The sequence below is a fragment of the Kangiella sp. M94 genome (assembly GCF_054926195.1).
On the sequence record NZ_CM142903.1, the window covers coordinates 2,123,729 to 2,136,330 of the forward strand.

At 45.4% G+C, this 12,602-nt stretch carries 7 protein-coding genes; 5 read left to right on the top strand and 2 right to left on the bottom strand.

Translation table 11 applies throughout. From position 1 onward, the window contains the following. Nucleotides 1–8: 8 nt before the first annotated feature. The 5 genes from ACYTXU_RS09770 to ACYTXU_RS09790 all read left to right on the top strand — a co-directional run bounded on the left by ACYTXU_RS09770 (nt 9) and on the right by ACYTXU_RS09790 (nt 10,060). Nucleotides 9–1,289 carry an inorganic phosphate transporter gene (locus ACYTXU_RS09770; protein WP_462206530.1) on the top strand — a complete coding sequence of 427 codons (1,281 nt, stop codon included), beginning with the start codon at nt 9–11 and terminating at the stop codon, nt 1,287–1,289. 243 nt (nt 1,290–1,532) lie between these two features. Next, nucleotides 1,533–2,123 (top strand): TIGR04211 family SH3 domain-containing protein, encoded by a 591-nt coding sequence (locus ACYTXU_RS09775; protein ID WP_462206532.1) that lies wholly within the window; start codon nt 1,533–1,535, stop codon nt 2,121–2,123. A gap of 67 nt (nt 2,124–2,190) precedes the next feature. Then, nucleotides 2,191–5,349, top strand: a complete 3,159-nt coding sequence (gene putA / locus ACYTXU_RS09780; protein WP_462206533.1) for a bifunctional proline dehydrogenase/L-glutamate gamma-semialdehyde dehydrogenase PutA — start codon at nt 2,191–2,193, stop codon at nt 5,347–5,349. A 370-nt stretch (nt 5,350–5,719) separates the two neighbouring features. Then, a complete protein-coding gene (rsmF, locus tag ACYTXU_RS09785) occupies nt 5,720–7,168 on the top strand; it encodes a 16S rRNA (cytosine(1407)-C(5))-methyltransferase RsmF (RefSeq protein ID WP_462206534.1) in 1,449 nt (482 codons plus the stop codon). A 27-nt stretch (nt 7,169–7,195) separates the two neighbouring features. Further along, complete coding sequence (locus ACYTXU_RS09790) at nt 7,196–10,060, top strand: M16 family metallopeptidase (protein ID WP_462206535.1); 2,865 nt, start codon at nt 7,196–7,198, stop codon at nt 10,058–10,060. Here the strand turns inward: ACYTXU_RS09790 and ACYTXU_RS09795 are convergent. Continuing rightward, complete coding sequence (locus ACYTXU_RS09795; protein WP_462206536.1) at nt 10,050–10,811, bottom strand: general secretion pathway protein GspB; 762 nt, start codon at nt 10,809–10,811, stop codon at nt 10,050–10,052. The two genes, ACYTXU_RS09790 and ACYTXU_RS09795, sit on opposite strands and share 11 nt — an antisense overlap. Then, nucleotides 10,812–12,515, bottom strand: a complete 1,704-nt coding sequence (locus tag ACYTXU_RS09800; protein WP_462206537.1) for an ExeA family protein — start codon at nt 12,513–12,515, stop codon at nt 10,812–10,814. Between the last annotated feature and the right edge of the window lie 87 nt (nt 12,516–12,602).

The window sequence follows — 12,602 nt, forward strand, 5'->3', positions numbered from 1 at the left end:
GGGGAGTCGTGGATTTCATATTACTAAACGCAGATACCTTTATCTGGATAGCGGTAGCATTTGGTTTTTTAATGGCTTTTGGGGTTGGCGCCAATGATGTTGCCAACGCCATGGGTACCTCGGTTGGTGCGAAAGCATTAACCTTGAAACAGGCTATTTTTGTTGCTGCTATATTCGAATTCGCTGGTGCTTACCTGGCCGGTGGACAAGTAACCCAAACCATTCGCAAGGGCATTATTGACTCTGCTTATTTCGAAGGGGCACCAGAGCTCTTGATTTTCGGCATGATGGCAGCTCTGTTGGCTGCTGGTGTGTGGCTGGTGCTAGCGTCTAAATTTGGCTGGCCGGTTTCCACTACCCACTCTATTATTGGTGCTATCGTTGGTTTCGCTGCAGTCGGTGTGAGTATTGATGCGGTTAGTTGGGGCAAAGTTGGTTCCATCGTCGGTAGCTGGGTTGTTACCCCTTTCATCGCCGGTGTGATCGCTTTCCTGATTGTCATGAGCGTTCAAAAGCTTATTCTCAATACTGATAATCCTTTCCAGAAAGCAAAGCGCTATGTTCCTATTTACATGTTCTTAACGGGCTTTGTAATGGCGTTAGTGACCATTATGAAAGGCCTTAAACATGTCTTTAAGGATCATGATATCAGCCTGAGCATGACCGAGACTTATCTGATAGCCGCTGGTTTTGGTGCTATCGTTGGCATTATCGGTGCCTTGGTGATTAGTCGCATTAAAGTTGAAGAAGAAGCCGATAAAGACTACCACTTCTATAGTGTAGAAAAGGTTTTCACCGTTCTGATGATTGTGACCGCCTGTGGCATGGCCTTTGCCCATGGTTCCAATGACGTTGCTAACGCGATTGGTCCTTTGGCTGCGATTGTAAGTGTGATTCAAAACGGTGGCGATATTGGTGCCAAAGCAGTGGTTGATCCAAGAATCCTGCTGGTAGGTGCGATTGGTATTGTCATAGGTTTGATCGTCTTGGGTAGCCGAGTGATGGCAACCATCGGTCAAAAAATTACCCACTTAACGCCAAGCCGTGGTTTTGCTGCCGAGCTGGCAGCCGCATCAACGGTGATTATTGCCAGTGGGGCCGGTCTGCCAATTTCAACCACGCAAACGCTTGTTGGAGCGGTGTTAGGGGTTGGTATGGCACGCGGCATTGCGGCTCTGAACCTGGGTGTTGTACGTAACATTCTTGTATCATGGGTTGTTACCTTGCCAGCTGGCGCCATCCTGTCAGTGACCTTCTTCTTTATCTTTAAGGCACTATTCACTGTTTAATTCATAAAATAACTAGAATAAGTACACTTAATTAGCCCCTTTGTGGGCTAATTAACACTTAATAACAAACGGTTTTAAGCCTTCTAAATCAGTAGCTTAAAGCCGTTTTTTTATGCCGTTAGAGCTCACCTAAAGCAATATGCTCATTAGTCTTAACGACAACCCTTCCCCCATTCTTTGACCTGCTATATACTTGCCACTTTATTCGTGATTGAGCTCAAAATTTAACCGTTAGGATAGTTTATGTTTCGTCTACTTTTAGTGTTTTTACTGCTGACCACTAGCCAGTTTGCACCAGCAGCTGATCCAGCTCAAAACACAGCCGCAGAAAGCAATTATTATGTGTCCGATGATATTGGAGTCATTATGCGTAGCGGCCCGACTAATCGCTATCGAGTGATAGGCCGTTTAGTTGCCGGAACACCTATCGAAGTTCTAGCCACAGATACTGACAATAAAAGCAGCCAGGTGCGCACAGCAGATGGTGAAGAAGGTTGGATTCAGATGGAATACATCACCGATCAACCAACTATCCGTGCTTTGTATTCAGAGCTACAAGTTGAGCATGATGAACTTAAACAAGAGCTTGCTCAGACCAAACAGCAAATCGCTGACAAAGAGAATGTCATTGCACTGAATGATCAGCTGCAACAACAGGTTTCCGAACTGCAAAATGAGTCGGATAAACTTCGCCAACAAAACGACTTGCTAAAAGATCGTTTTCACAGCGATGTGTTTTACGCAGGCGCTTTTGTCCTGCTAGTGGGCATGCTAATCAGCTGGATATTATCCCGCTTTAGCATGAAACGCCGTCAGCGCTCCGGTTGGCGTTGACGTTTTCAGGTTGTACTTTAGGCTCTGTTAGTCCTAGTCAGTACATTGTTATTAGGTAATTGCCGTAATGTTTAAAGCCAGTCAAATCCTGTCAGATTCCTATCAGCAACTCTCGCTGAGCGAGTGGCAGGAAATTATCACCCAAAACTACTCTGTCGATGAGTCGAGCTACTTACAAGAATTGTTAGAGCTCGCCACTCCTGACGACAAAACCGTCAATATCATTACCCACCAGGCTTCCCAGCTGGTTGAAGAAATCCGTCAAAGTAGTAAGTCGCGAGAAGGTGTTGAAGCCTTTTTGCAACAATACAGTCTGAGTACCAAGGAAGGTGTGATTTTGATGTGTCTGGCGGAAGCGCTGTTGCGTATTCCTGATGCCAATGTTGCCAATGCTTTAATCCGTGACAAGCTCAGTGCTGCCGAGTGGAAAAAGCATACCGGGCAAAGCGAATCAATCCTAGTCAATGCCTCAACCTGGGGTCTAATGTTGACCGGTAAAATCGTCGACGTTGATCAAGATGGCGATGGTAAACCTGATACCTTATTAAAAGGCCTGATTGCCAAATTTGGTGAGCCGGTTATTCGCCAGGCCATGAATCAGGCCATGCGTTTAATGGGTCGCCAATTCGTACTGGGGCGCAGCATCAAAGAAGCCATGAAACGCGGCGCTAAAAGCGTTGAGAAAGGCTATACCCACTCTTTCGATATGTTGGGTGAAGCTGCCTATACCGCTCATGATGCGCAGCGTTATTACGAAGCCTACAGCAAAGCGATTCAGGAAATAGGCCAAGTCAAAGTTAAAGAAGGCCAATTAGCACCTAGTATTTCTATCAAGCTGTCCGCACTACATCCACGTTATGAAGTGGGTCAGAAAGATCGCGTTATGACCGAAATGGTTGATACGTTGCTTAAGCTGGTCAAACAGGCGCGCGATTTAGATGTGGCTGTAACCATCGATGCTGAAGAAGCGGATCGCCTTGAGCTGTCGCTGGATATTTTCGAAGCACTTTATACTTCTGAGATCTGTCAGGACTGGGCTGGATTGGGCATGGTCATCCAAGCTTATTCCAAACGTGCCCTGCCTGCATTAGGCTGGCTTGATGCACTGGCTCGCAAACATGGCCGCCGCATTCCCATTCGTCTGGTCAAAGGCGCTTACTGGGATTCGGAGATCAAATGGTCACAACAGGCTGGCCTAAGCAACTATCCGGTATTTACCCGAAAAGCAGGCACCGATGTGTCATACCTGGCGTGTGCGCGCTTCATCATGAATACAGAAGACAGCTTCTACCCGCAATTTGCTACTCATAACGCTCAAACGGTGTTTAGCATTATGGAAATGGCGGGCCAGCGTCGCGACTTCGAATTCCAGCGCCTGCACGGCATGGGTGAAATTCTGTATGACAAGATTTTAGAGCGCTATCCCGGTTTGAAATGCCGTATTTATGCGCCAGTGGGTAATCACAAAGAATTGCTACCCTATCTGGTGCGTCGCTTATTGGAAAATGGTGCCAATACCTCTTTCGTTCATCAGTTAGTCGATAAAGCGACTCCTGTAATGAGTCTGGTCGAGCATCCATGTCTTGTGCTGAAGCGTTACCCGACGCTGCACAACGATCGCATTCCATTGCCGCCTCATATTTATGGTCCTGACCGCGTTAACTCAGCAGGTACTAATCTCCACATTAACAGCCAGATCGAGCCTTTTATGCAAAACGTACAACAGTATTTAGACAATCAATGGCACGCCAAGCCCATTATTGATGGTAAAGAGCTTACCACTAACGAAGAAGCCGTTTTCTGCCCGTATGACAACTCGCATCAAATCGGCACCGTACACAAAGTCAGCGAAGAGATGGCGTTAGACGCACTCTCTATTGCGCACAAGAATTTCATCGCCTGGGACATGACACCAGTTGAACAGCGCGCCCAGATCCTGGAAAAAATAGCGGATGTCTTCGAAGAGAACGAACCTGAATTGATTGCTTTATGTAGTCGTGACGGTGGTAAAACCATGCAGGACGGTATTGACGAAGTCCGTGAAGCAGTCGATTTCTGTCGCTATTACGCCAATAAAGCGCGTGAAGATTTTGGTCAGGAAATTACCTTGCCCGGCCCAACAGGCGAAAGTAATCACCTCTATCTTCAAGGCCGTGGCGTATTTGCCTGTATCAGCCCATGGAACTTCCCATTGGCAATCTTCACTGGTCAGGTGGTAGCTGCTTTAGTTGCCGGTAACACGGTTCTGGCAAAATCTGCTGACCAAACCACTTTGGTGGCTTATCGCGCGGTTCAATTAATGCATCAGGCGGGCGTTCCGACCAGCGTCTTGCAATTTGTGCCTTGCCGCGGCTCAACCTTCGGTAACCTCATTTTGTCTGACATTCGCGTTGCAGGCGTTTGCTTCACTGGCTCAACCTCAACCGCGCAAACCATTAACCGCACTTTGGCGACTCGCGACGGCATGTTATCACCGCTTATCGCTGAAACCGGTGGTCAAAATGCTATGATCGTGGATAGCTCTGCGTTACCAGAGCAAGTGGTTGCCGACGTTATTCAATCAGCTTTCACCAGCGCCGGTCAGCGTTGTTCAGCACTACGCGTACTTTATGTGCAGGAAGATGTGGCCGACCGGATTCTGGAAGTGCTTGCTGGCGCGATGCAGGAATTGAAACTGGGCGATCCAACCGACTTGTCTACCGACATTGGCCCAGTGATTGATGCAATTTCACGTGAAGAATTAGCTGGTCACGTTGAGCAATTGCGTGCAACCGGTAACCTGATTGCGGAAACGCCAATGCCTGCTGGTCTGGAAAAAGGCTGTTACCTGGCTCCAACTGCATTCTTTATCAATCATATCAATGACTTGACTCAAGAATGGTTTGGTCCGATTTTGCATGTCATAAAATACAAAGCGAAAGAGCTGGATAAGGTAATTGACCAGATTAACGGTTATGGCTTTGGTTTGACGCTAGGCATTCATTCACGCAACGAAAGCACCGCTACTTACATTGATAAACGTGCCCGTGTGGGTAACGTCTATATCAACCGTAATATGATTGGTGCCACCGTTGGTGTACAACCATTTGGTGGGCAAGGCTTATCAGGTACTGGCCCGAAAGCAGGCGGCCCATTCTACCTGCACCGCTTTGCTACCGAGCACACACGCACCAACAACACAGCAGCGATCGGTGGTAATGCGACCTTGCTGTCGTTAGGCGATTAATTCAATTCGAGGTAAACTAAAGGGCATCAGGGGCTATTAACACTCCTGATGCCCTTTTTTTATGGTTCATCACATATTTATTATGAAGTTATAGGATGGGTTAGCCGCAGGCGTAACCCATCGCTGTATTATGACCGTGTGTTATGGCGATTTGGATTGATGGGTTACGCCTGCGGCTAACCCATCCTATATTTCAAGCTGCTACGATGTTGGGCTCACTCATGTAGTGAGGTTCTGCCGGGGCAGGTCAGCATGTCGGCCCAATTAGCTCTCCCTTAACGCCTTCCTTCAAGGACTTGCGGAAGAGGAACGTTTTTGCATTACCTATTATTTTTTTACGATTATATTCAATTGATATGACCAAAGCGCCATGACTACTATTTCACCAGACTTTATTGAGCACATTGCCCAACAACTTAATGACCCCGATGCGTTACAAGCACTACTGGATTACAGCCAGAAACCGTTGCGCAAAAGTATTCGCATTAATCCGTTACGAGCAGATAAAGCTACTGTCCTCAGCAAATGGCAACAAGCTGGTTATAAGTTGGATCCAATTCCCTGGTGTGATGATGGCTTCTGGATTGATGAAGAGCATAAGTCGCTTGCAGATGGTTTTGGTAAATTGGTACCACATTTAGCCGGGCAGTTTTATATTCAGGAGTCGAGCTCTATGTTGCCGGTAAGTGCATTATTTGCAGCTCATCCCGAACCAGAGATGGTACTCGATGTAGCGGCGGCTCCTGGATCTAAAACCACTCAAATTTCCGCAACAATGAACAACGACGGATTAGTTGTCGCCAATGAACTATCCTCCTCCAGACTCAAGGTCTTGTACGCCAACTTAGAGCGCACGGGAGTCAGTAATACGATTCTGTGCCACCATGATGGTCGTCAGTTCGGCAAAGCCGCCGAGCAAACCTTTGATGCTATCTTGCTGGATGCGCCCTGTGGTGGCGAAGGTACAGTGCGTAAAGATCCTGAGGCATTAAGCAACTGGTCATTGGCTAACGTTTTAAGCATCTCTGAGTTGCAGAAAGAACTGATTATGAGCGCTTTCAATGCGCTCAAGCCTGGCGGCACTCTGGTTTATTCCACCTGTACCCTATCCAAAGAAGAGAATCAGTTAGTATGCCAGCACTTGCTGGATAACCATTCCAATAGCGTTGAAATTTTTCCGTTGAATGCATTATTTGCTGATGCTGATAAAGTCGCAACGCCTGAAGGCTACTTGCACGTATATCCGCACCTTTTTGATAGCGAGGGTTTCTTTGTTGCCTGCTTCAAAAAAAAAGAAGACCCAATCTCAGACGATGAATCAGCACTCAACAGCGAACTTGGCTCCCGCTTTCCGTTTGCTCCTCTAAACAAGAAAGAATATCAAGAAGTTGCGCAGCACTGCTCAAGCCTTGGCTGGCAACTGGAGCCCATCAAAAAGCAACTGTGGAAGCGCGATAACGAAATATGGTTCTTCCCACAAGGTATTGAAAAGCTGATTGGCAAGCTACGAATGAGTCGAATTGGTGTTAAACTGGCAGAAAGCCATCGCAGTGGCTATCGTCTGCAACATCAGGCTGCTATTGCTTTTGGCCATGAATTTAATCAACAAACCTATGAACTCAACAGCAAACAAGCTGTCGAGTATTATCAGGGGCGTGATATCGCTATAGAAAAACTTGCGACTCTTAAAAAAGGCGAAGTAGCTGTCCTCTATCAAGGTGCGGTCATTGGACTTGCTAAAAATTTGGGTAACAAATTAAAGAATTCATTACCCCGATATCTGGTTCAAGACACACCATTTAACACACTTGAATGTTAATGCTTGCTCTAAAGTACGGATAATTTAATGACACTTAATTTTATTAAATACAAAATAACACTTCTTTTACTCAGTCTGATATTTCTGGTTGCCTGCCAAACTTTGCAGCCTGTTGAGGACCCTTACCGTTTACCTTTATCTCCGGCGGTGACCACCGGTGAGCTTGATAACGGCCTCAAATATTATATTCATCCTAACCGCAAGCCTACTGACAAAGCTTATATTACTTTGTTGCTCAATGTTGGTTCATTGCAGGAAGAAGACCACGAACGTGGGGCAGCCCATTTTGTTGAGCATATGGCGTTTAATGGCTCAACCCATTTCAATAAAAATGAACTGATTACTGCACTAGAGCAACTGGGCATGCAGTTTGGCTCAGACATTAATGCATTTACCAATTTTGACAACACTCGTTACCACCTGGAAATTCCAACTGATAATCCTGATAACTGGTCCACCATCACTCTGATCCTTGACGATTGGATGACTGGTATCAAGTTTGATGCCGAAGATGTTGAGAAAGAACGCAAAGTAATACTGTCAGAAAAGCGTGCTCGTAAAGGATTAGGCGAGCGTCTATCCGAAGTGCTCAACCCGATTAGTTTTAGTGGCGCACGCCATGCTGAAAGAATGCCGATTGGTACTGATGAGACTCTCAAAAGCATGACAGCAGAAGACCTCAAAGCCTTTTACCTGAAGTGGTATCAACCACAAAATATGGCATTAATTATCACTGGTGATGTCGAGCCAGAGAACACCATTAAATTGTTCAATAATACCATTGGTCAAATTCAATCATCGAACGATATCAAACCCAAAGAATATTTAATTCCTGGTAAAACTGAGCCCGTTTTTGAAGTCGTTAAAGACCCTGAGATTCTTACTAAATCGATTCATATTCGCTACCAAACCCACAGCGTTACTTTGGATAACTTTAATGCACTACGCTACAGGCTTCTTAACCAAATCGTCGTCAGTCTCTTTAGCAGTAGAATGTATGAGTTAGTTGATAGCGCCGAAAAACCGTTTGAAGGTGCAGACCTGGGTTATTCGCAACTGGGTAATGATAAATTATTGTTTAACTTCTCGGTGACCCCTAAAGATGGAGAATATGAGCAAGGCTATACTCGCCTATTCGAAGAAATCAAACGCGTTGAACAGCATGGATTCCTGCCCAGTGAACTGGAGCGCTATCGTAAAGAAGTTCTCAATAGCAGCTTACTCTCAATCGAAGATCTCGACTCAATACATTCGCGTAGCTTGACCGATCGCTACTTGTCGCATTTCCTGTATGGCGAGCACTACTTCTCTCCTATCCAACGTCACGTATTACTGGAAAGTATTCTGCCTACTATTAGTGCAGCCGAAGTGTCGCAGCACTTCAATCAATTACTATCCAGCAAGCTTCATTCAGTTGTGGCTTACGCTCCGGAAAGTGAACTTCCACCGACTGAGTGGAAGCAGGATATTGTGACACTGATCAGTAAACCGATGAGCCTCTCTCCTTATCAGGAATCCAATCTAGAAGCCCCTCTGCTCAGTGAGTTACCGCAAAAAGGCAAGATTATTGATCAAACTGCCATAGAAGCCGTTGAAGCCAACAAGTACCAACTGAGTAATGGGGCAACAGTTATCATCCGGCCTAGCAATCTGACTAATACTGAAGTCTTATTGTTTGCTTATGCGCCAGGTGGCTACTCGCTTGCCAGCGCCGAACAACAACGCTCAGCAATGGAGTCAGCAAAACTGGTAGCATCGTCGGGAATCGGTGATTATTCAAGAACAGATCTGGGCAAGAAACTACACGATAAAACCGTTCAGCTAAACTTGAATATTGGTCGCTATTATTCTCAGTTATCATCCAGTAGTGCCCCTAAGGATCTGGAGCTGATGTTCCAATTAATCCACCTGTATTTTACCCAGCCCAAGATTGATCCGATTATTGCTGAAAACTATAAGAACTCAATTATTCAGTATCAGCGCAATCGCCTTAATGATCCTGAGCAACGATATGCTGACGAATTACATCTGCTGCTCACTAATAACCACCCCAAGGCGCAGCCTTGGTCAGTTGAAGAAGCAGAAAAAATTGATCATGCAGCTGCTTTAAAATTTTATGAAGACCGATTCTCAAAGGCCAATAACTTTACCTTTATCATCGTAGGTAATATTCAACCCAAAGAAATTGAGCCAATGATCGAACAATACATTGCCAGTTTGCCGGCAACTGAGAAAAAAGAAACCTGGCTTGATGAAAAGATTCGTACCGTACAGAGGGATGTTGAATTTTCACGTGATACAGCACTTGATGAAAAAACCAAAGTTCAATTGCAGTTTCATAAACCTATTTACAACTATGTTTCTGAAACTCGTTTCCGCTTAGGGCTTTACCAGGAATTACTTCAACAGGAACTGCAGGCCACGCTGCGAGAAGAGCTCGGTGAAGTTTATTCAATCGGCGTCAGCGCCAATGTCGAGCGCTATCCGACCGAATGGTTTAACTTATTGATCGGCTTTAATTCGGAACCGGGCCGAGAAGACTTATTAATTGATACCATCCAGGACATTATTGATACGACTTTATCTAAGCCACTGGCACAGGACAAACTGGATAATATTAAACAACAACGTCGCGTATCATTTACGGAGGGGCAACAAAGTAATCATTTCTGGCTCAGTCAAATCACACTGTATGAGCGTGAAAATATTGATTACTCCTATTTCACCAATTACATGGATCGTTTAGACGCAGTTACGATTGATCAGATTCAAGAAACTGCGAAAATGCTACTTGAAGATAGCTATCTGGTGACCAGTATTATGCGGCCAAAAGATGATGCGGATATGGCAACAGAATCGCAAGACAAAGAAGAACAGGCCGTTACGGATTAACGTCTGTCAGACTGGGGACAATCACTTTTTGTCCCTGGTAATCAACCAATAAGTCATTCTCTAGAATATCCACCACAGTTAAATTTTTGCTTATGGCATCCCCAATGCTATAAGCCTTGCCATTCAGCATGACAAACCTGTCTGCTGGTTCTGTAGCATAGATATGAGTGGTATAAATTAAAGTTGGCCAATGGTCATGATCAATGGCGGCCAAAAAGACAGGTTTGTTACTATGGTTGCTCGCCTGACTGTTCCGTGTCTGTTGTTGCATTTCGGCTTGCTCTACAACCTCAGTAACTGGACGTCGGCTAACTGCTTCAACAACTTGAGATGGCGTTAACTGTACAGCCGGCTGCTGAACTTTCAGTGGTTCTTTTTTGATAACCAGGCCCGATGCTGCAGATGATTTCATTGATTCAGAGCTACTCTCATCGACACTCATATTGTTCATTAGAACGTCAGTAGACTCAGTAGTTTCTACTGTTTTCTGTTGTGAGCCTTTGCTCATAGGTTCGGCTTGTTCGCTATGACTGACTACTCCAAGCTTATTGTCACCAAGTTCTGGCTTCAATACTAACCAGAGCACCACTCCAACCAGCACAGCGATAACGACTACCAGTGGTAATAACCAGCGCTTGCTTTCATCCTCTTCAATAAAAGCGGTGTGTTGATGTTCACTATTTAAGTTAGGTACATCACCGTCTTTTTGACCTGACTCAGTCTTTTTGATTGCATCAAGAATATAAGACATTTAGTTCACCGCCTGAAAATTGGTTGATTTAAGTTTGGGTATACTGGGTTCGGCTAAATTGTTAATCACCATAATCGAATGCTTGCCTAAGATGCCATCCGACACCAGACCATGCTCCATCTGGAACAATGCCAACCAATCAGAGACCTGTTCTGAAAAAACATTAGCAGGAAAAATTGCAACACCTTCGCTTGCCTCAATAAAAGCAGTCAGCCAACTAACGGCCGCTCCCCTACCACCAATCCCGACAGGCTCATTAAAACCCGCTGGCTTTTTCCAGAAAAGCTGATACTCACCAGTCCATAGTGGATTCAATTTTTTGCGTTCAATGGTCACCTGGTTATCACCAAATTGCATGACCACCGATTGTTCTTCCATAGCAATCAAGGTTCCCCAGAAGTCACCCCCTTGCGTGGTAGTAAATTTCAGGTTGGCAGGACGATTCAACTGACCTAAAAACTTCCAGTCGGTCAGCCCCTGATCGCAACCCAGTCCATAAGTTCCCGCCAAGCTACAGGCATCGCTCGATTGAAAGGGAAGATAAGATACCCCCCATAACGCCAGTAAATTCTGGCTGGCAATGGCACCGCTTCGATCCCAGCTCTGTTCTCCCCAAAAATCTTCTGCCAGTTCACTGGGGCTTTTATTCACTTCGACCTTTGATGGTTCTTGCGCGGTATCGGCCAGTCCTGAACCATTAGGCTCAGTTACAGTACTGGGGTTCATTCCTGTCTCGGGCTCTTGCTTCTCAGCAAAGCTAACAGTCGCTTTATCGGTTGCCTTATCAAACAAACCAAAAGACCATGCTGTGATACCTAACATCAGCCCAATCAGTAATACCGGGATTGCCCATTTCCAGTGGTCCATTACCAATGGTGCTTGCTGGTATTCAGTTTTATGACCTAGCACCTCTTCAACGGCTTTTTCAACCGTCCGTGTGTCCACATGATGCAAATTGCCTGCAAAGGCTCCCAGCATAGCCCGATCACTGATGACATTAATCAGCCGTGGTATCCCGCCACTGGCTTTATGAATCAGCTTCATAGCTTTAGTTTTAAACACTGGGCGCATAACGCCTGCAATACGTAGACGATGTTCCAGGTAGGATTTCGTTTCGTTAAGTGATAAAGGACGCAAATGGTAACGAGCGGTAATTCGCTGTGCTAACTGGCGCAGTTCTTTCTTGGCCAGTAACTCTTGCAATTCAGGCTGGCCAATTAAGATGATCTGCAAAAGCTTTTTCTGATTAGTTTCAAGATTAGTCAGTAACCTGATTTGCTCCAAAACTTCAACGCTTAAGTTTTGCGCCTCATCAATCATCAAAACCGTATTCAAGCCTTGCTCATGATTATCCAGTAAACGGCGGCTCAGGAGATCAGTAAAAGTTTTCAGACTGGATTCTTTAGGATCGTATTGAATTCCCAGCTCATCACACATGGTGGCCATTAACTCGATGGCATTCAGCTTAGGATTCAGGATATAGGCAAGACGCACATTGGCTGGCAACTGTTCCAACAAACAACGACAAACCGTTGTTTTGCCAGTACCTACTTCGCCCGTTAACAACACAAAGCCACCTCCGGCACCAATTCCATATAACAGGTGTGCCAAGGCATCACGGTGACGCTCGCTCATGAACAAATAGCGAGGATCGGGGGCGATAGTGAACGGTGTTTCTTTTAACCCAAAGAAGTCGTTATACATACCAGTGCCCAAAGTTCCCTATTGAATATTGTATAGTTATTGTGCTTTGCATATTATGACCTATAGTTTACAACCTCTCAATCTAAG

What these genes read in the sequence shown, in the direction of transcription:
- ACYTXU_RS09775 (WP_462206532.1), top strand. Translation starts at nt 1,533, where the DNA reads ATGTTTCGTCTACTTTTAGTGTTTTTACTGCTGACCACTAGCCAGTTT.
- putA (WP_462206533.1), top strand. Translation starts at nt 2,191, where the DNA reads ATGTTTAAAGCCAGTCAAATCCTGTCAGATTCCTATCAGCAACTCTCG.
- rsmF (WP_462206534.1), top strand. Translation starts at nt 5,720, where the DNA reads ATGACTACTATTTCACCAGACTTTATTGAGCACATTGCCCAACAACTT.
- ACYTXU_RS09790 (WP_462206535.1), top strand. Translation starts at nt 7,196, where the DNA reads ATGACACTTAATTTTATTAAATACAAAATAACACTTCTTTTACTCAGT.
- ACYTXU_RS09795 (WP_462206536.1), bottom strand. Translation starts at nt 10,811, where the DNA reads ATGTCTTATATTCTTGATGCAATCAAAAAGACTGAGTCAGGTCAAAAA.
- ACYTXU_RS09800 (WP_462206537.1), bottom strand. Translation starts at nt 12,515, where the DNA reads ATGTATAACGACTTCTTTGGGTTAAAAGAAACACCGTTCACTATCGCC.